Origin of the sequence: Anatilimnocola floriformis, assembly GCF_024256385.1 — a bacterium.
GTDB classification, from domain to species: Bacteria; Planctomycetota; Planctomycetia; order Pirellulales; family Pirellulaceae; genus Anatilimnocola; species Anatilimnocola floriformis.
On sequence record NZ_JAMLFW010000001.1, the window covers coordinates 3,063,221 to 3,083,924 of the forward strand.

Here is a 20,704-nt window from a genome sequence, read left to right on the forward strand (position 1 = left end):
ATAGTGTGCGGGGCAGAAGTGCAAATAGAGTCGATACCGCTTCGGCCCCTCACCCCGGCCCTCTCCCCTGAGTACAGGGGCGAGGGAGTAATTCAATTCAAATGCTATTCGCTGCGACTAAAACTCTGCACTCCCCGGCGTGCGCGGGAAGGGAATCACATCACGAATATTCTGCATGCCGGTGATGAATTGCACGGCGCGTTCGAGACCCAAGCCGAAGCCAGCGTGAGGGACCGTGCCGAAGCGGCGGAGGTCGCAATACCACCAGTAATCTTCGGGCCGCAGGTGCTGTTCGCCCATCCGCTGCGTAAGAACATCGAGCCGTTCTTCGCGCTGGCTGCCGCCGATGATTTCGCCGACCTTGGGGACCAGCACGTCCATCGCCCGCACCGTTTTGCCATCGTCGTTCACACGCATGTAGAACGGCTTGAGCGTACGCGGATAGTCGAAGAGGATCACCGGCGATTTGAAATGCTTCTCGGTAAGATAGCGTTCGTGTTCGCTTTGCAGATCGATGCCCCATTTCACTGGAAAGTCGAATTTCTCGCCGCTCTTCTCGAGGATCGAGACGGCTTCGGTGTAAGGGCAGTGAATGAACTCTTTCGCGATGATCTGTTCGAGCGTGCTGATCGTTTCTTTGTCATAGTGCTCGGCAAAAAACTTCATGTCCTCGTCGCACTGGCTCAAGGCATCGCTGAAAAGTCGTTTGAGGAACCGCTCGGCGAGAGCCATGTTGTCGTTCAGGTCGTTGAAAGCTACTTCGGGCTCGACCATCCAGAACTCGGCGAGGTGCCGCGACGTGTTGCTGTTCTCGGCGCGAAACGTCGGACCGAAGGTATAAACCTTGCCGAGCGAGCAGGCAAAAATCTCGGCGTTCAATTGGCCGCTGACCGTGAGATACGCCGGCCGGCCGAAGAAGTCTTGCGACGAATCGACCTTACCCTCTTTCAGCGGCAGCTTATCGGGGTCGAGTGTTGAGACGCGGAACATCGCGCCGGCCCCTTCGCAATCGCTGGCCGTGATGATCGGCGTATGAATGTAGAGGAAGCCTTCTTCCTGATAAAAGTTGTGAATGCTGCGACTCACACAATTCCGTACGCGAGTCACCGCGCCAAAAGTGTTCGTGCGTGGCCGTAGGTGGGCCCATTCGCGCAACTTCTCGAGCGAGTGGGCCTTCTTCTGTAGCGGATAGGCCTCGGGATCGGCCAGGCCGTGGACGATGATCTTTTTCGCGAGAACTTCAGTCGCTTGCTTGCCGCCGGAAGCTTTCACTTCGCCTTCGATCGTTACGCTGCTCGCAGCGCCGAGGTGCTTCACTTCGGATTCATAATTCTCAAGCGCGGCTTCGGCGATGATTTGCAGATTGCCCAACGACGAGCCGTCATTGAGTTCGAGAAAGGAGAAGCCACCCTTGGAATCTCGCCGCGTGCGGATCCAGCCCTGCACAATGACCTGACGGCCGATGGCTCCCTTTTGCCGCGCCTGCTTCACGCTGATTCGATCCATGCTGCGTCCTTTGCGTCCGTTGTCGATAAGCCCGTTGAGCCCGCATTTTGACGCATTCGCGAGTGCCACGGGAGTACCCGGCGGCGGTAACGCAATCTGGTGTGCGCTCGTGCCTCACCAGAAAAGAACATTCTCGCGCACCCATTTCCAAACTTCACCACGGCCAGTGAAATCGTGGTAGAACGCGTAGCAGATAAATAATGCGACCGGAAGCCACAGCGGCGACCATGTTACCAGCCATTGCCATTGTCCTAGTCGTTTCATGGGATACCTCTCGCTGCATCGTACCAATGCCGAAATGGGCTGCGCAGTTGGATCGCTGTTTCGCAACTTGCGGCCCGTCAGTTTCCAGAGATAATGAACCCGGCGCAACGGCCGGCTTTTTTATTCAGCACAAATGGTTCTCGAACCCCGGTGTGCGTTCCCACCTTCCAGGAGAGTATCGCTGATGTCTGTTCCCGCCTCCAATCCTGAATCGTCTCTGCCCACGCGTCGCAACTTTTTGAAGACCTCTGCCGCCTTGGCCGTGGCCGGCTCGGTCGCCACTGCCATGACCACCGCCCGTTCGGTGCATGCGGCCGGCAGCGAAACCTTGAAGGTGGCCCTCATCGGTTGCGGTGGCCGTGGCTCCGGCGCTGCCGTCGATGCGATGGCTGCCGATAAGAATGCCAAGATCACCGTCCTGGCCGATGCCTTCGGCGATCGCGTCGAAGCGGCTCGCAACGCTCTGAAAGCTCCGCTGGGCGCTCAACTCGAAGTGAACGATGACCACTGCTTCGTTGGCATCGACGCTTATAAGCAAGTGATGGCCAGCGATGTCGATGTGGTGCTCCTTTGCTCGCCACCTGGTTTTCGTCCGGCTCATTTGCGGGCTGCAATCGAAGCCGGCAAGCACGTCTTCTGCGAAAAGCCCGTGGCGGTCGATGCTCCCGGCGTACGGCACGTCATGGAATCGTCAGAGATGGCCCGGCAGAAGAGCCTCAATCTCGTCTCGGGTCTGTGCTGGCGGTATGACCTGGGTGTGCGCGACACGATCAAGCAAATTCAAGACGGCATGATCGGCGACATCGTGGCCATTCAAGAAAACTATCTCGCTGGGCCCCTCTGGCATCGTGGCCGCAAGGCCGAATGGAGCGAGATGGAATACCAGATGAGGAACTGGCTCTATTTCACCTGGCTGAGCGGCGATCACAATGTCGAGCAGCACATCCACAGCCTCGATAAGGCGATGTGGTTGATGGGCGACAAGCCACCGAAGCAAGCTTTTGGTCTCGGTGGTCGCCAGGTTCGCACCGGCGAACAGTGGGGCAACATCTACGACCATCACGCCGTGTGTTACGAATGGGAAAACGGCGTGAAGTGCTTCGCCTTCACCCGCCAACAGCCTGGCTGCTTCAGTGAGACCGAGGATTACGTCCTCGGCACGAAGGGTCGAGCCAAGATCCTGCGGCACGAGATCACGGCTGGCGATACCACTTGGAAATACAAAGGCGCGAAGCCGAGCATGTATCGCCAGGAACACGTCGAGCTATTTGCCGCCATTCGCAATGGCACGCCGATCAACAACGGCGGATATATGTGCTCCAGCACGCTGCTGGCCATCATGGGCCGCATGGCGACCTACACCGGTCAGAACATCTCTTGGGAAATGGCCCTCAATTCCAAGGAAGATCTCTCGCCGCCGAAGCTTGAGTTCGGCGACACGCCAGTGCCGACCGTGCCAATGCCGGGCAGCACGAAGTTCTCTTAATCGCGAATCGATTATTCTGACTGCTGCGCCGGTGACCTCGCCAATGCGAGAATTTGCCGGCGACAGCAGCTAGCACAGACGAACTGAAATTGTTTCGCCACGTAGGGAGTGATACAGTCCCCGTGGCGAATTGCGCTTTTAGCGCTGCAGGAGTCTTGCTGGAAGGAGTCGGTTATGTGGCGAATCGTATTTTCAACGGTTTTGCTCGTTGGTGTTCTGCTGGTGAGCAAACCGGTCCGCGCGAACGATGAGCAGCGGATTGTGGAGCAGGCCAACAGTGCGCTGCACGAAATCATGGCCGTGCCGGTGAAGAAGATTCCGGAAACGTTGCTCGAAGATGCGCACGCCGTAGCGATCATTCCCGGCGTGATCAAAGTGGGTCTCGTGGCCGGTGTGCAGCGCGGTCGCGGCGTAGTGCTGATTCGCGATAAGGGGCAATTTGGTTTGCCACGATTCGTTTCGATCACTGGCGGCAGCGTCGGTTGGCAGATCGGTGCGCAGGCGACCGATTTTGTGCTCGTCTTCAAATCGAAGAAGAGCGTCGAAGGTTTGCTCGAAGGCAAATTCAAAATCGGCGCCGACATCGCGGCTGCGGCGGGCCCGGTTGGCCGTCGCGCTGAAGCGTCGACAGATTTAGAACTGCGGGCCGAGATTTATTCGTACTCGCGCAGCCGCGGTTTATTCGCCGGCGTGTCGCTCGACGGCAGTGTGCTGCAACTCGAGCAGCAAATGGAAATGAATTACTACCGACCTGGCGCGAATGGCCTGCCGACTCCCGCGCCGGAATCAGCAGTGAAGCTGCTCGATACCCTGACGAAGTACACTGCGGCTGCTGATGGCAAAGTGGTTGTCGTCGATCCACTCGGGCCACCAATGCCCGGCGCCGTCGACGATCGTGCAGCTCGCCTGGCTGCAGTTCAGCAAGAGCTCGCTCGCTCGGCGACGCAGCTCAGCGGTGTGCTGGATGAGAATTGGCGACGCTATCTGGCCCTGCCCGCCGAAGTTTTTGCGGCCGGCAAAGTGCCTCCTCCGGAAACGCTCAATGCCACACTGCAGCGCTTTGAATCGGTGGCACGCGACCCGCAATTTCGTCAATTAAACGAAAGACTTGATTTCCGCGCTACGCTCGAATTGTTGCGGGAATATTCAGCAACTCTGGCAGAAGGCGGCCAGGGAAAACTATCGTTGCCGCCCCCTCCGGGAGCGTTTCCAGCCCCGGTGGTGCGCTAACCTCGGCAGCGAATTCTGACAATTCGCGTCAAGCGTTTGGCAGGGGATTTTCCACATTTAACGCGCGAGAAAATCCCATAAAACACATGCACAAAGTGCGGCAATGTCGGCCGTAACTTTCTTGCGGATAGAAACTTGCGAATTTCTGGCAGCGATTGCATTTCTGAGCTAAAGTTCGAATGTCAGTTAACCGAACGGCTCGCAGGCCTGAGCCAGGAAGGCGATTCAGGCCGGTCCTTAAAGCAGCGTCCTGCACACGCAGCTTTGCTCCCAGCGGTGGGGCCCGCGACGAACGGAAACTGGCGACGGCGGCAGCGGAGTCTGCCGACCGCCGGCCCTGCGTTTCCCCAAACGCAGCGTTTTCGAAATACAGCGTTTTTCGAAATGCTCGGGCCAGCGCGTTCTCCCCAGGCAATGAGAACAGCAACGATTTTCACCGCTTGATGAACAGGCTGAGATATGAACTGCCAGGAACTTGCTCAAAAAATTGAATCCATGCAACCCGGCGCCGAGGCGAAGGATGTGGCCCGGCTCTGCCTCTTGCTCGCCAACTCCACGAACGACGTGGAAGTGTTGCGCGACGAGCGGCGGCTGACGGCCACTTGGCGTGAAATGGGTCTGCGGTTGCAAGCCGCCACCGACCAACACGCCGCCATGACCGAAGAACTCGAGTCGCTGGCCCGTAGCGATCCACGGAAATTCACGCCCGAGCAAATCTGGGTGCTGATCCGCGCGATCAAAGTGCAGAGTCAGATTCTGCAACTGTATGTAGGCGATGCTGTCGTCGAAGCTCAGTAAGTTCGAGCTGATCTTCGCCTTATTCTCCGCTCGCGCTTTGCAACTTCTGGTTGCAAAGCCTTCTTTTTTGCGAGCGGTGCGCTATCAGCGTGATCGCTGAGCGCTCATTGCCGTCCACCCAAATCTGCCAGCAATCGGCTCTTTACGGCATTTCTTGGTCAAAGATTCAACTCTAACGCCCGTTTGGCGTACTTCGCTGCAGCGAGGCATCGCACTTGCATTCCGGCACTGCCCACAGCTTTTGGCGAACCAGAGGCGAAGAGCATTGTCTTGATACAAGGGTACGAAAAGATGAGTTGGACGACACGAGTTTTGGTAGCTGCCATTGCAGCTCTGTTGGGGAGTTCGGGGCTGGATTCGGCAAGCGCCCAAGTGCGCGTCGAAAATCAACCTGGCGGCGTGCGGGTGCAAGCGCCGGGTGTGAACGTTCGCGCCGGCAATCGCAACAATTTTCGCCTGTACGGCCAGCGTCCCTGGTTCGGCAACGCCAACGTGCGGCGGCAATTGAAGATTGACGACACCCAATACAACACGCTGAACAGCGCCTACACGCAGTACTGGACGCCGTACAACAAAGTGGTTGTCGATGTCCCCGCGAATCCCAACGATCAGTACCACCAAAACGTCGCCACCGCTTACGGCACGTTTAACATGGGCGTGAACGGCGCGGCTGCCAAGGTCTTTACCGATGCCGATTTGCGGAATCGGTACAACCAACTAAATCTGCAATACCAGGGCTACGGCGCGTTCCGCGACCCAGCCGTGCAGGCTCGGCTGAAGCTGACCGACGCCCAGCGGCAGAATTTCGATCGCTACTACCGCGATTGGAATGATGAAATGAATACCTACGCCAACGAATATGGCACCGACCGCGAAGGGGTCAACAAGCGCTTCACGGCCAGCTGGAAGACCAACCGCGACCGCATCAACGAGACACTGACGCCAGAACAGCGAAAGGGCTGGTCGGAAATGACCGGTGAATCGTACGACTTCCCCGCCGACGTCTACTTCGACAATGACCGTGACGACCGCCGCGAAGAACGGCGCGAAGATCGTCAGGATCGCCGCGAAGACCGTCGCGAAAACGCCCCTCGCAATCCAGCACCGGCGAACCCGGCCCCTGCCAATCCTCGCTAGGCTCGATTCGTCGAATTTGCTAAACACGCCGGGGCGCAATTTCGCGCCCCGGCTCATTTTGTAGAAATGAGCACCAATTGATCGCCTTGGGGATGTTGCCTGACTGCCCGTGGATTGATAAACTGGCTCGCTTACTCAACGGCTCAACGGCGGACTCATCCGCCAGCAAGATTCCGGTTGAGCACCACGCACCCATAGCTCAATTGGATAGAGCATCGGTCTACGGAACCGAAGGTTGGAGGTTCGAGCCCTCCTGGGTGTACTAGTTCTAAGTCTTGCCGAACGCTCAAGTTAGCGTACCTGCCTATGTGACGGCAGCGCGGTCTCACGACTCGGATTCCTCCGTATTTTACGGACGAATCCCCGAGAAGGAGATTCTTATGCCGCGCAAACCCCACCAGGCCCCTCCCGCTTATTGCCTGCACAAAGCCTCAGGCAAGGCCGTCGTCCGGATCAACAAGCAGGACCATTACATCGGCCTCTACGGCACTCCGGAGAGCCACGCCGAGTACGAACGACTGATCGCCGAATTCCGTGTGGCTCAGGAGGAGCATCTGCAGCAGCGAGATGCGGAAGTTGCTGCCGCCGGCTTTACCCTGACGCTCTCCCAGGTCCTGAAAAGGTATCGGACGTTCGCGCAAGGCTATTACGTCAAAAACGGCAAACCCACGAAGGAACTTGTGGAAATGCGGTACGCTTTGCGGCCGCTTCGCAAACTGTACGGCAACACGTTGGCTCGCGAGTTTGGGCCGTTGAAGTTGAAGGCAGTCCGCCAGCATCTGGTCGACGGAAAGGAACTCTGTCGTCGCGTGATCAACCACCGGATCATGCGGATTAAGCGGTTCTTCAAATGGGCGGTCAGCGAAGAATTGGTTCCCGCGTCCGTATCGCATGGTCTGGCGACCGTCTCCGGGCTCCGGCGTGGCAAAACGACGGCTCACGAGGCACCGCCCGTGAAGCCCGTTGCGGATGTGTGGGTCGATGCAATTCTGCCGTACCTGTCCCCACAGGTCGCTGCCATGGTTCAGCTTCAGCGGCTTACCGGTACTCGGCCCGGCGAAGTCGTGATCATTCGGGCCTGCGACATCGACATGTCCGGGGATGTTTGGATCTATCAACCTCAAGATCACAAAACAGAGTGGCGTGACCATTCACGCACGATCCCGCTCGGCCCTAAGGCACAGCAGGTCATTCGCCCCTTCTTGTCGTTGTCCACTGAACAGTGTTTGTTCTCGCCGCGGGCGGCCGAGGAGTATCGGAATTCCGCGAAAGCGGAAAACCGCAACCCCAACCGCAAAACACCGATCTACCCGTGTGAACTCCGCGCACGCGAGCGGCGGCGCGCCGCTGCGAAACGCAGAAAATCAAAGCGGCCGAAACGTGATCACTACGACGTGGATTCCTACGGTCGGGCGATCAAATATGCGATCAAACGGGCCAATGTCGATCGAGCCAAGGCCAAACTTCCGCTCGTCCCCAATTGGTGTCCGCTGCAGCTGCGGCACTCGCGAGCCACAGAGGTCCGCAAGCAGTTCGGCATCGAAGGCGCCCAAGTAACCCTCGGGCATGTGCATGCCAACGTGACAGAGGTTTATGCCGAGCGTAACCTGGAGTTGGCGATTACGATCGCTCGAAAGACAGGCTAGTCATACGGGCGAGAAGTCTCGCGATTTGCCTTCCAATTTCTTAATGCGATACGAGGTCCGAAACTCCCATCCGTTCTCGCATTTCAAGTGCGGTTACTTTTTGACGAAGGTGCAATATGTCGTCGTTCAATGATGTCGCCAGTCGCAACACTGAGTTTGACTTGAACGTCCCGCAACATGCGGCCTGGGTTTTTGGTCGCCTGATTCACAAGCTCGAACATTTCATGCAGGTTACTTGGCTGACTTGCAACCCGATCGCCAGTGAAACAGTGAGCCACGTCTTTTCCGATCTTCGGCTCGCGAGTCGCGGACTCTATCCAGACGAAGTTTCGCGAATGCGACTCGTAAATCTGATTCGGGAAGTCGAAGAACTCTGGATTACAGAGATTGCTTCGGAGTGGCACGCCGACTTCTTGTTTGACGCTGAAACACGCTTGCGTAATGAGAATCAGAACTGCGGTGGATTTTCACGCCACTTTTTCGAAACTCTCTGCCAACAACTTCTTGCTGGTGTGTCCGATCTGCTGGCGATGCTGCGGAACACCGTCCTTGACTCCGTTTCTAACGAACTGATTGGATGCCTCAATTTCGCAGAGAGCGTCGACCAAGCCATTCATCCGCTACCGGCGTATCGGTATTTGTCCTGCGCCGAACAGGTTGAAGTTGCTCAGCTAGGCTGGGAAGCACAACAGTCGGGTCGTGACACTATCCCGCGACAATTGCCACAGCTGCCAGTTAGGATCGAAGCGATCCCGCAACAATTTTGGAAAGAAGTCTCGCTGCGTTGGCGTCAGTTGGGCTTGCCAGCCGACTCTCTACCATCTGCCTGCCAGACCCTCGCGCCCGCCGCGACGGCTGAACTGATTGCCATGCGTTTCAGTGCGGTATATGCAGATGGCGATTCGCAACCCGCGGAGACACAAACTAGGGCGATTGAACCAAGCGATCGTCCAGAATCGGTTGACTTATCACTAGTAAGAACATCAACCAGCCAGACTGGCGCAGATTCTGAAACTCGCCACCACCTAGGCCTGCGCCTGGAAGGTCGCTTACTTTACCGCCAAGGTTACATTGAGCCCGTAGTATTGCGAAGCCGACTCGGCCGTAAACTCATGCAAGCATTCATCGACCGCGGGAAAAACTGCCTGGACTACTCAGAACTTTCAAGCCTTTGGGGTGGCTTCGGCGGAAACGCAGACATGCCGGAAGAAAGCTCGATTCGTTCCCAATTGTGTCGTCTGCGTAAACAAATCCGCCCGCTAGAGGTAATGATCGACGGCGCCCACGGTGGAAGCTGGGCTCTTGAGGACGATACCACTGTGGCACAGGCGTTGTAGATTGCAGCGCAATTGCAACGAAAAGTGCAACCGCCCGGCAACAACGCCTCGGTATAAATCTTCGCGTAACGATGTGAATCTTAGCCATCGAACGCGAGGATCTCTATGCCCAGCGACTTGCTCAATGAAACTCTTGTCACGTTCGCCGAAGTTGCGAAGCGGATTCCGTCCCGCCGCAGGGGACGGCCAGTGCACATCTCGTCAATCCACCGCTATCGAAGCCCCGGAATTGATGACGTGAAACTTGAAGCCGTTCGCGTCGGGGGAACATGGATGACGAGCTTGGAGGCCTTCTCGCGATTCTGCGCGGCGCTTACGGCTGCAAAGGGTGGCTCCGGCATTGGCGCGACTGGTGGATCGCGAGGCGACGATGGCGCTGATCGTGAGCTGGAGAGCAGCGGCTGGTAAGCATGGCTTGCATATGAACGGTAATTAAGAACCAAAATGTCACATGAAAACCACAGAATTTAAGTACCCGATTTACTCACAGAAGTCTGAAGATGCGTCATCAATTGAATCACACGGTAGTTGAACTCAGCCGGCGCGGAAATGTCTTGAGCATCGACGCTGCCCGACAGTTAGTGGAAGCGTGTTTAGAAACGGATCGTTTGCTCTACGATCCAGTCGAGCAGCGGGTCGTTTCCCAAACGGAATCACTCATCCCCAACACCGGCCTGAGGGCCAATGCTGGCCTGGAGATGATGATCCGCTATATCGGCTTGCAGCGCGGTTTTGAGATAAACTTTGAGAACCACGGTTGCTGTCGCGCATCGCTGCCTGTCTTATCCGCCAACTCATCGTCGTCATGTGCCGTCACCGATCCGGCAGTGCTCCAGTTCGTCTACCAAAATGAGCTTGGTCTCGTGCGTGCCGGTGCCCCCGTGGACCTCGTCCGACTTGCCGCGGAAATTCTACTCGCATACAGCCAAAAGAGCTTCGTCATTGTGGTCGCGACGCGAGCAGAAAGGCGTGAGTGGCGACGACGCCTGCGATCATTTGGAGTTTCCCTCCAAGAGCATGCGCTGGATTGCTTTGGGGAGTCGGTAAAGCGGGTCGTAGTAACCACACCGATTGGCGCCGCCGAAGATGACGTTTTCTTTCACTCTCGCCACCTCGCGATCCTGCCCGATGCGATCGCTTCCCTCGGCGAGCGATTCCAGACCATGCTCCTTTGCGCCGATCCCAAAGCCCGGCTGCTTGGGTTTCTGCGTGCGGACACGAAACCATCGCCTCGTGAGCAAGATCTGCTCCGGGCTCAATTCGGGTTTGCAGAACTTACCATCCCTGCGCACGGGCAAGTTTTAGTCGATCGTCGAATTGCTCGACTACCATTCGTAGTGCAACCGTTGCCTGATCGCTTGAAAGGCCATGAGCTTCAATGCTCGGGAGTTTGGCAGCATCCAGTTCGCAATCGCTGGATCGCGAAACTGGCGAAGGTGCTCTTCTACCAGGATTGGTGTGCGCTGGCGAATTGGCAGCCAGAGCTTGCCGAACAACTACACGATGAATCGCGGCGTGGTGTCATCGTCTTAGCGGAGTGCGTGCCGCAGGCTATCGCGATCGCGAAGCGGCTGAAGCGCGTGCCAATCGTGCTCGATCACGGGCTCGATCTCGGCTTCCTATCGCCGTCTGATCGCGCGAAGGTCGAACTTCGCCATATCGGATGGGATTGTGACTGCATTGTGATCGCGACGCCGGGCGGCCTCGACCGGGTGTCGCTGCAGCACATTCCGACGATCATCTGGGCCGGTTCAGGGCCACATGTGCCACCTTTGCCGGCGGAGTACCTAATGATGCCGTACAACTCTCAACGGCGACTGACGATCGTTGATGTTGATGATCAGCATCATCCAGTCCTGCGGCTACGAAGCCAGCTTCGCCGGGCCGCCTACGCTAACGCAGGGTGGATCGCACCAGGTGTGGATTCCGAGTGCGCCAGAATTCGTCAGTTCCTCGCGAGGCGACCGATTGGAGGTTGTCGATGAGCGGATACGGTAGGTGGCCACATCGCCAATTTGCTGAGGGACGTCGGGAGCAAAGAACGCTACGCCCTTCGTCGATACCCACTGCGAGTCCCATAGGGCGGACTACCACAGAGCGGACCACGACCTTCGAGCAGGTAGTCGATCCTGAACACCTGCTGAAGATCCACTTCGACCTGAAGCGTTTTGGGGGCCCCGCTCCGGGCATCGACGGATTCAGTTACGAAGATTACTCGGTAACTGAAATTGCCGCCGTACTTCGGCTTGTTTGCAGCCGCATTCGCGTAGGCGACTATCTTCCCTCGCCCAGCTTGATCGTCCCCTTTAAGAAAGATGGTGGAAAGACACGCGACCTGCGACTTCGCACAATCGTAGACCGCATCGTCTCGACTGCGGTGAACAAAATCGTAATGCAGGCGGCGGAGCGCATCCTCCGCCCGTGCTGCTTCGCATACAGGCCAGGATTGAGCACTTGGGATATGCTGGTTGCGATCGAGATCGCCGTTTTACACCGCCAGTGCTACTTCTTCCAGCAGGATGATATTCGCAAAGCGTTCGATAACGTACCGCTCGCGCTCGCCGTTAACTCGTGCCAAGAGCATGTACCAGACGCTCGACTGCGGCATCTCATCGAGGTAATCCTGCGCGGCCACGATACCAGCCGGACCGTCGGCATTGACCAGGGCGATCCTTTGAGCCCGGTCACACTCAATCTATCCATGCACTCTGTTCTGGACTTGCCGCTAATCACAGCCGTCCAGGACGGTTCTCCGCTGTACGTCCGTTACTCCGACAACCTCGGCATAGCTGGACGCAGCGCGCTCGACGTGACCCGATGCTTTGAACTAGCCCGCCAGCGGTTGGGAGCGCACGGCATGACCTTAAAGGGAGAGGACGGAGGCCTAACGTACCTACGGCGACCTGGATCGCAGGTCAGGGTATTGGGCACCGAGATCTCCCTGGAAGGAACCAGCCTGCGATACCGACCAGCAGACCCGAAGGGCCTGCGGAAGGGACTAGACGAGGCCTGGCAGACTCCAAACCCAAGAACAACCGCACGTGAGGTTATGCGGGGCTGGGTAACGAGCCAAGGAATGTGCGTCGAGAGTGTCGGAGCTGAGGGGATGGTACGGATGGTGAGGAGAGCAGCCTGCGAAGCGGGATTGCTAGAACTACCCTCCCTACCGGAGATGTCCGGATGGGCTATTAACGCCCAAGCCCGATGGAATGGCTTCCGTAGCCGCAAGTTGAGTAATCAGCTGCAGTTAGAGGCTGCGTCAGCACCATCGAGCGATCTTGATCATCTCTCTAGGTAATTGGGGGTGTAGTTGTGGGGCCTTCAGCTTACCCCGTGCTCCGCACGCGGCCGTTTGTCGCCGGCATCGCGCGTAAGTGCTGCTGGTGAACAGGGTGGCGGTGCCGGTGAATCGCCGGTACCGCCAACCTTCTTCTTTTGGGCTACTGCCAACTCTCACAGCGACTTCGCCGGCTCGACCTTTTCGTGAGCACCGACGGATGTCGTGCTTGCCGAATTTCCGTAGCGTCTTGATTCTGGGCCAGTTGCTGCGGAGCACCTTCGCGCACTCCGGGTCCGTACCTTCGGTCCACTTTGTAGCCCGACCGAGTCAATCTACGGCGGGCTCGCCGAGATGTATCGTCGAAGTCGAGCCGGACTTGGTTGTTTGGAAGCGAGCGTTCCTGGAATACAAAGTCAGTCAGTCGATGACACACCAGGCGGCGGGGCACAGATCCGCGAAATCCATGCAGCCGCGCACATCCTACACCGCAGTTGCATTCGCACAACCACACAGCTATCGTGCGGATGGTGGCTTGATCGCACCTTTTTTCGCATTTGGAGAGACCTGTTCCGCCGCATCCGCGGCATGACTACTGAATTGGCGCGCGAGCGTCAAGTTATTGCTTCCCACGAAACGACCAACCTGGGCCGAGAGGCCCTTGCAGAAGAAGCAGTGCTTGGACCGCGCCCCCGCAAGGGGGCGTCGGCCATGCGCTGTTCTTCTGCCCCTTGGTCGGGGTCGTGGGAGCGGCCGTGGTTCGGCGCTCCTGTTTTTTTGCGCTGACACCAGGGCGTTCCCGCTCCATTGCCGCATACCGCGCGGCATCGTTCACAAGGGATCCTGCCATGGAAAATGAAGCAAAGCGTCTTGCGGAATCTGCCTCCTTGCGAAATCCGATACTTGTCGGCGCGCTCTTTCTGGTGAGCTTCTTGTTGCTGGTGCTCATCGCGCTTGTTGTTGCGAATGGCCTAGGCAGCAACACCAAAGGTTCGGGGGCCGTCGTAACTGCGCAGCCTCCACCCCCGATTCAGAACCCTGATCGAATCAAGGGCGTGTTACGCGAAGGAAAGACCTACGAACTGGTGCTCAAGGCAGGCATCTCTGCTCGGGTGGAGGACAAGGCGTACACGATTAAAACCGTGACGAACATGGTCTACCGTGGCGAGTGCGTGATGCAGCGGCGAATCGAGAAGAACGACGGTGCGGAGCTCATTGAGCTGCGCAAATTCATCGTTTGTCGCACAGTGAAACTGGAGTCGCACGTCGAGGATCTACGTTTCGATTGGGGCACTCCAGGAGATCTAGCACTAGCGAGCCTCGACTTCTATGAGCCTGGGCTCACTGCAGCCGTGAGCGAAGGGAAGGCGTTTGTACAAGCTCTATTCAAAAACTTGGTGGCCCAGCCAGCGGCCAGCGATCGTATTCAAGCCTGGCGCAAGCTCGATAGCTTGGAAGGCAAGACAATACGAATCACGTATCGAGACGGCGTCGGGGTTACTCGCTTGGAGCCGGTCGGATGCACACTGACTACGGATGAAGAGAGTTTTCTAAATCACACCTCCGCATTCGCGGACTATTGGCTTCTCCCCGACTTAAGTATGGGGAACGGAAAGGAGTGGGACGTCGATGCTGCCCATCTCGCCTCGCTAATCGACCCTTCCTTGCGAGGCGTCCCAAGCGGCCAAATTGTCCTAAAGCGCGTTGAGGCAGCCAATCAGTTTCGTTCGGATCCGGCGCACGCAGTGCTGCAGATCACCGGCGAGAAAATGATCACCTTGGATCAATCAGACGATAAAACGCAGCGAATCGGCACGTTCGTCCCACAAGGTAGCTTCTGGTTCAACACGCGAGATGAGTTTCTCGAACAAGCCCAGCTGACCGGGCACTTGGCTTTGGAACAGGTTTCCAAAAATCATCTTCTCTTTGAAACTTCGATGCGGACGAAGCCCGCGCTCGATGTGCAATACTCCTGCAAGACAATCAAGTGACGGATGCCGAACCTGTGGCAAATTACCGAGAAGAGCAAATCATCCGCATCGGCGTACGTCCGACCAGCGTCGGCCGCGCCCCGAATTGCGACATCCGCCTGCCGAACGCAGACATCTCGCCGCATCACGTGACCCTTTCCCGCTGTGGCGAGGGCCAGCCCGACTTGCTGTTGCAGGACAACGGCAGTCAGTTCGGGTGCTTTCGCAATGGCGAGCGGCTGAAGTTCGGCACGCTCCATCTCCACGATCAGTTGCGGTTAGGTAATTCGGTTGTTTACACCGTAGTGGAGCTCGGTCTGCTTCCAGCAACCGCTGGCTCGACGCCTTCTGGCGACCCATTGTCAAGCAGCGGTATGGCGCTACTGTCGCATGGCATGGAGATCGCAAAGGGTGGACAACTTCTGCTTCGAGATGTCACCTTCTCAATTCCAGCGAACAGCTTTGTCGGTATTTTGGGGCCCAGCGGTGCCGGAAAAAGCACGCTGCTGCAAACATTGGGCGGTTATCTGCCACCATTAGCCGGTTGGTTAGAAGTCGACGATGTTGCCGATGCTTACGCCGATCAAGAAATCCACCAGCGAGCCGTTGGCTATGTCGCACAGGACGATGTGGTGTTTCCCAATCTAACCATCCTCGAAAACGTGCGATATGCGGCGCGTCTACGGTACGACGCGATGCCTGCCGCTACAGAATACGATGACAATGTCGATCGGGTTCTTCGCCAACTTGATCTGGAACGTGTGGCGAACAATCTGAATTACAGCGGAGGACAACGCAAGCGACTGAGCGTTGCAATCGAGTTGTTGAAACGACCTCGCCTCCTGTTGATGGATGAGCCGACCTCCGGCCTCGATCCGGCAGCAGAAGCTGAGCTAATGTCGCTCCTGAGGAGCGTTTCGCAGGAAGGTACGACAGTCATTTGCACAACGCATCAGCTGGCGAGCATCGACCGTTTTGACTTGCTGATTCTGCTCGGTGTTCAAAAAATTGGTGAGGCGGCGGCGAGAAGTGAAGAACCATCTGATTTGAGGCAGTTGTGGGACCTGATTGGATTTCACATTGCACCCGCCGAGGCCACGTCGTGTCACGTCGGTACCGTAGCACGAGTTATTCGGCCCGCTGAATTGAAAGAGCTAATCGACTTTACATCGGAGGCTGAGATTTTTTCCGTACTTAGGGACGGCTTGTTTGACCCAGCGACCGATGAAGTTCCAAAGCAAAAACCAGTACCAGCGCCTGCACTACCTGGCGAATCAGGTGGTCTCAGCACGATCGACTTACAGGAGGGGTTCGAGCGTCTGGTAGCGAGCGCGCACACGTCGAGCAATCAACTCTACTTTCTTGCAAGTGACGCAACGGTGTGGAAACAGGTCCGCATCTTATTGGAGAGATTCTTCATCGGAGTTAGCCGAGATCGGGGATTCCTCACCTCACTCGTGGTTCAACCGGTCGCGTTATCGGCCTTGATGGTGCTCTCCCAGTTCAGATCGAGCGCTGATGCGTCAGTCGCCTTCTTCCTAGTTGTCATCTCGATTTGGCTGGGGATGAACAACTCTGTCCGCGACTTGATCCGCGAGCGCAAGACCTATGTCCGGGAGAAATTGGCCGGATTGTCGCCGCCAACGTATTACCTATCGCGGGCCGTCTCTCACGCGTTCCTAGGAGCGGTCCAGGTCACACTGCTACTGTTAGTCACTGGCATTCTGGGCAAGTTGCTTTTCTCAGTCGATACCTGGGAGCGGTTAGGGCTGGTGGGGCGGTTCCCCTGGTTGTGGTTCGTGCTGTTTTGCTGCCACTTCGGGGGCGTGGGACTCGGACTCATGGTCTCGGCATTGTCGAGGTCGGAGGAGACGGCAGTAGGCTGGTTGCCGGTCCTCATCATGCCTCAGCTTCTGCTGAGCGCAGTGGCAACTGGCCAGGCAGACGCCCCATACTCACAGCCACGGCCATTCCGGCCGTTCGTCAAACTGATGGAGTCGGGGGCTTATGAGTCAACTGCGGCCCGGGTCGCAGACGGTCTGTCACTCCTGTGTTTGTCGCGCCCGGGAGCGCTGCTTGCGGAGAGCCCAAAACGGTGGGTTTGGGTAGGCGATTTGACTCACCTGACCTTGCTTTTGATAGCCATTTGGGCAGCCGGAATCGGCGTCTTTCTGCGCCGGCAAAGGGAGTGGCACCGGGAGCTAGGTCTTGGCTGACGGGCGGTCAGATCGGCACTGGATTCTTGACATCCCGGTCCGTCGCGGCCAGCCGCCTTTGGTCGACGAAGAGGTAGTTCGGTTGCCTCCCGCCAAGCCAAGTGACCTGGTTGCGCATCGCCGCGCACACATGCTTACAGGACGGTGGCATGTGGTCGCGCACTGATTGCTTCGGTGTCGATTAGAGGAGTGATTTTGCCCAAAACTGGGTCTTACGAATGTTTATGGAACTGCTGGCAGATATGTCCAGCTCCCGTTTAAGCCCGTTTAGAAGGGGCGAAGTATTTGCGTTCCGTGCAGAGCTGGAAGGGCGACTACAACCCCATTCTCATCTTGAGACAGGCCTCCGAGGGGAATGCGGTACGCCAAAACGGGCCTCCGCAGGGAACGGTGTACACCGCCGTGACGGTTGAAGGTGCCCCTAGCAAAAGTGATAGGAATCGACGCAAGGCACTGACCAATAATCGTTTGCACCGAGTGCGGTGGGTGCTGTGGCCTCCGTTGGTTTGTCGCAGGTTCGGATGAACGAAGCAGGGAACAGTAGGAACGGGGGAGGGCAAGGCGCGGTGGACGATACCGTGTCGCTAGCTTCGGCGATTTTCAACTACCAAATGGCTTCCTCGCGTGACCCCTTGGCAAAAGTGGAGCCCCCGCGGCCATGCCTTGGGGTCCATTGGCAATCCGGTGTCTGCCGCGGCAGTGTGTCAGCGTCTCGGAGCAGAGATGGTTCACGATGGACGGACTAATCCCTTGGCAGAGGAGGATCTGGTTTCTACTGTATGCACCGGCACTCGTACATGGACCCTTGCGCAGACCTTGGCAGACGCGCTGCACAGCTACTGGCAGACGCGCCGCGCAAACCCTAGCAAACGCAATGCGTAGACGGTGGCAGATACAGTGCGCAACACTGGCGGACGCGCTGCGCCGACCGTGGCGAACGCCCCTGCGCAGCCACCCTGGCAACCACCCTGGCAGAAACCATGCGCAGGGTGTTGAACGCCACTCCGCAGGCGCGACAACCGGGGCCGGGTGAGTCGGTTGGCATAGCCGAAGTCTGTCGGATTCGCGCTCACTTCGTCGCTCGGCCAGCTCGCCTCACCAACCAGCCCGCGTACCTCGACCTCAACTGCCGCGTCGGTGCGTACGAGTCCGGGCCGGGAGCGTTGGACGAACTGCGCGGTCCTGAAGTCACTGAGCGGCCGCGATCCAATGCCTCCGTCTCATGTGTGATAGGTAAAAAAATCGGGCTGTCGCACCGCTCGGTGCGAGCGGTGCGACAGGGGGTTTGATCTGGATGCACGGTCGGTTACCAGGACTAGCGGCGGCCGCGGGCTGTCCCACCGAAATCACGTAGATCTCCCTCCTCAAAGGCGCCGCGTACCAATGTTTGCGCCCCGACGTACAGCACTCGCGCAGCAGTCCCGAGCGGCTTGATCTGCATACCGGCCCCCACCGGTACAGCACCCTCTCGCAGAGACTCATTTTCTTCGACGTCGACGGTGGATTGCACCCCTTCCGCCATGATCGTACCAACCTCAATGCCGCCCTCCGCGTCACCCGCCGTGCCATCCTCCACGACAGCCTGCCACGACTCGCTGCCAAGGCGAAACGGCTTGGCGAATTAAGCGAATCGAATCTCCCAAAACCACACTTGATGAGACTTATGATTTGACACCAGTTTCCACATCTGAGCCATGGAAGGAACTGGAGAGCAATACATTCAAAGACCCTGATGAACGGACCGTTGCGTTGTCGGCCATACTCAACAAAGCGTTCTTTGACGCGCATTTTCAAAAGGGCACTTTGATCATCGTTGAGGAGTTTGACGTCCAGGACTATGAAAAGTATTTCTCTGTTGACAGCCTAGAGAAGTCGTATCTCTATAACTACATACGGCTCAACACAGCACACGGGGACGTGCGACGGATTGGCTTTAATCTCTCGGGTTTCAGCAGTGTCGACATCAATACCGTAACTTCACACATCAGGACGCAATCGGCGAATCTTGCCTTATTTATGAACTCGGCGGCAGGATGGACACTTACTACGATTCCCGCGGGTTATCCGTACATAGCCGTTACCAAGGAAGATGAGAGCCTAGCCTCTCCATATGAAGTAAGCCGACTCCGCGATGGAAGATTCTGTTCTCGTCATGCAACTGTCATCGACCATGCTGGTCTAAAATACTCCCTGATTCTGGTAGTTGATGGTAAGCGCCGTACCATGGATCACTACAAACAGCTTGGCCGTCAGCGCAATTCTGGCTGCGGAATTACACTTTCGAGTCAACGAGGAACATTTATTTCCGCTCACGGGGTTAAAATCTGCCACTACAATGAGTTGTTCGATGCTGACGCGTTGGCTGATTTTGACGTGCTCGAAGATAATACAGAACATCACTTATTCTTCCTTGATGGTCCGTTCGAATTAGTCACAAATCGAAATGCGCCCGCGCCTAGCGCGCATAAGACGCTCACCGATCCGTCCTTTTTGGACAAGATCAAGGCTTTCTTGAACGACGTTGTCCGAAAGCGAAGTCGCGGTGAGGTCGTCAAAGGGCTCGTGGCTCGGCTAGGTGAGGAAAGAACGCACCAGCGCGAGGACCAGTACCACAAAATGATGGAGCAAGTGAAGTCAAGCCTGCCCGATCGCACAACATTCATTGTTGAGGATCTACCGGTACTTGCAGAAAGAAGGTTTTTCGAGCCTGCCCTCGGAGAAGAAAACACTGTCGGCGCCCTCTTCACGTTGTTTTCTCACTTGGTGCCAAAAGACCATGCGCTAATTCAGCACTGGCGTCGGCCGCTGACGTTCAAGTCATTCGGAATCGACGCTGTCGCGTGCAGAGATGAGAGTAAAATCATTGAATCGCTGGAGTATGTCGAATACAAGCATACATTTGCAACCGACGTTGAGTTTAACCATCCGTTTTCCATCACGTCCATGATTGTGTGTTGGGAGTTTAAAGACTGTGCACTCAATACACAAATCACCGACAACTACGATTACGTTGGATTCGTTAAGTCCTTCATTGAAAGTGATGGTATTCGTCTTGGCTTCACTATTGGCGATATTCGCCTTCGGAGTGGCTTGAATGAAATTGGCAATGTGATCACCGTGCTCAGTCTGAAACGCTTGCTCGCGAAAACCTTCAAGGTGAAGGAGAGGGCGCCGCCACCGAAACCTGCGAAGGCTAAGGCCGCGAAATAGCCGCGACTAACTTTCGCATGCGAATAACGGTAAGCGACATCATTGGGCAAATAGATGAGATAGCTGTACGGTTTTTGATCCTTTCCGGGGAGACCTGCGGCAGTTCAAGAAACCGCTTGTTTTACGCTGTCGATTAGGCTTCCGCAGGTCTCGCAGCAGATATAAACAACCGTTATACATAACCTCCTGAATCCTGCCGTCATTCGCCACTGAGGGCGAGTTTACGCATTCGGTGATAAGCAAGGGCATGACAATGGCCGACCCGCGACACGTGAAGTTTCCTGTTTTCGTCATCGTCAGCGAAAACATTCTTCCTCGGATGGTTCTGCAAAATCCCAATCGAAAATGCTTTCCGATCTTCTCGTCGAAGACCACGCTCGACATGTATGCGAATGAGAGACCGGAATTGCCTTCTCCTCCACCGTGGAATGAAATTGACAAGCCGGCGCTGGTGAAGCTGCTAACTTTCATCAAGGCCGCAAATGCGGCGGAGGCGGTAGCACTCGATCCAGTTTTCAGGTCTGATCCTCCAATGCCGGCTGAACCAATGGACATCGACGACTTCTTGCGGCATATCGCTGTCGGAACCGGATAGAATTGCCAAACACTCCGAACTACGTCACCTCC

15 protein-coding genes and 1 tRNA gene are annotated in these 20,704 nt (G+C 56.8%); 14 read left to right on the forward strand and 2 right to left on the reverse strand.

Annotated features, from left to right (window positions below; translation table 11 throughout):
- Window positions 1-117: 117 nt before the first annotated feature.
- Together asnS and M9Q49_RS11740 are read right to left on the reverse strand one after the other, a co-directional pair.
- Window positions 118-1,506 carry an asparagine--tRNA ligase gene (asnS, locus tag M9Q49_RS11735; protein ID WP_254508934.1) on the reverse strand — a complete coding sequence of 463 codons (1,389 nt, stop codon included), beginning with the start codon at window positions 1,504-1,506 and terminating at the stop codon, window positions 118-120.
- A 114-nt stretch (window positions 1,507-1,620) separates the two neighbouring features.
- A complete protein-coding gene (locus M9Q49_RS11740; RefSeq protein WP_254508935.1) occupies window positions 1,621-1,770 on the reverse strand; it encodes a hypothetical protein in 150 nt (49 codons plus the stop codon).
- Window positions 1,771-1,954: 184 nt separating this feature from the next.
- Between M9Q49_RS11740 and M9Q49_RS11745 the strand changes: the two genes are divergently transcribed.
- From M9Q49_RS11745 to M9Q49_RS11810, 14 genes are all read left to right on the forward strand, one after another.
- On the forward strand, window positions 1,955-3,256 hold the full coding sequence (locus tag M9Q49_RS11745; protein ID WP_254508936.1) for a Gfo/Idh/MocA family protein: 1,302 nt from the start codon (window positions 1,955-1,957) through the stop codon (window positions 3,254-3,256).
- A 174-nt stretch (window positions 3,257-3,430) separates the two neighbouring features.
- Window positions 3,431-4,486: a lipid-binding SYLF domain-containing protein gene (locus M9Q49_RS11750; RefSeq protein WP_254508937.1), complete on the forward strand. Its 1,056-nt coding sequence runs from the start codon at window positions 3,431-3,433 to the stop codon at window positions 4,484-4,486.
- A gap of 495 nt (window positions 4,487-4,981) precedes the next feature.
- Window positions 4,982-5,284 (forward strand): hypothetical protein, encoded by a 303-nt coding sequence (locus M9Q49_RS11755; RefSeq protein ID WP_254508938.1) that lies wholly within the window; start codon window positions 4,982-4,984, stop codon window positions 5,282-5,284.
- A gap of 291 nt (window positions 5,285-5,575) precedes the next feature.
- Window positions 5,576-6,421, forward strand: coding sequence for a hypothetical protein (locus tag M9Q49_RS11760; protein WP_254508939.1), 846 nt, complete (start codon window positions 5,576-5,578; stop codon window positions 6,419-6,421).
- A 188-nt stretch (window positions 6,422-6,609) separates the two neighbouring features.
- A tRNA-Arg gene (locus tag M9Q49_RS11765) sits at window positions 6,610-6,683 on the forward strand.
- A gap of 118 nt (window positions 6,684-6,801) precedes the next feature.
- Complete coding sequence (locus M9Q49_RS11770; RefSeq protein ID WP_254508940.1) at window positions 6,802-8,067, forward strand: tyrosine-type recombinase/integrase; 1,266 nt, start codon at window positions 6,802-6,804, stop codon at window positions 8,065-8,067.
- A gap of 116 nt (window positions 8,068-8,183) precedes the next feature.
- Window positions 8,184-9,404, forward strand: coding sequence for a hypothetical protein (locus tag M9Q49_RS11775; protein ID WP_254508941.1), 1,221 nt, complete (start codon window positions 8,184-8,186; stop codon window positions 9,402-9,404).
- A 105-nt stretch (window positions 9,405-9,509) separates the two neighbouring features.
- Window positions 9,510-9,812 carry a DUF1580 domain-containing protein gene (locus tag M9Q49_RS11780; protein ID WP_254508942.1) on the forward strand — a complete coding sequence of 101 codons (303 nt, stop codon included), beginning with the start codon at window positions 9,510-9,512 and terminating at the stop codon, window positions 9,810-9,812.
- 92 nt (window positions 9,813-9,904) lie between these two features.
- The gene (locus M9Q49_RS11785) at window positions 9,905-11,389 is read left to right on the forward strand and encodes a hypothetical protein (RefSeq protein ID WP_254508943.1); all 1,485 of its coding nucleotides are present in this window, start codon (window positions 9,905-9,907) and stop codon (window positions 11,387-11,389) included.
- Window positions 11,386-12,702: a reverse transcriptase domain-containing protein gene (locus M9Q49_RS35985; protein WP_390843852.1), complete on the forward strand. Its 1,317-nt coding sequence runs from the start codon at window positions 11,386-11,388 to the stop codon at window positions 12,700-12,702. The genes M9Q49_RS11785 and M9Q49_RS35985 overlap by 4 nt, the downstream gene beginning before the upstream one ends.
- Before the next feature lie 734 nt (window positions 12,703-13,436).
- Entirely contained in the window at window positions 13,437-14,672 is a 1,236-nt protein-coding gene (locus tag M9Q49_RS11795) for a hypothetical protein (protein WP_254508945.1), read from the forward strand.
- Window positions 14,669-16,867 (forward strand): ATP-binding cassette domain-containing protein, encoded by a 2,199-nt coding sequence (locus tag M9Q49_RS11800; RefSeq protein ID WP_254508946.1) that lies wholly within the window; start codon window positions 14,669-14,671, stop codon window positions 16,865-16,867. The genes M9Q49_RS11795 and M9Q49_RS11800 overlap by 4 nt, the downstream gene beginning before the upstream one ends.
- Window positions 16,868-18,535: 1,668 nt before the next feature.
- Window positions 18,536-20,077, forward strand: coding sequence for a hypothetical protein (locus M9Q49_RS11805; protein WP_254508947.1), 1,542 nt, complete (start codon window positions 18,536-18,538; stop codon window positions 20,075-20,077).
- 253 nt (window positions 20,078-20,330) lie between these two features.
- The gene (locus tag M9Q49_RS11810; RefSeq protein WP_254508948.1) at window positions 20,331-20,672 is read left to right on the forward strand and encodes a hypothetical protein; all 342 of its coding nucleotides are present in this window, start codon (window positions 20,331-20,333) and stop codon (window positions 20,670-20,672) included.
- Window positions 20,673-20,704 lie beyond the last annotated feature (32 nt).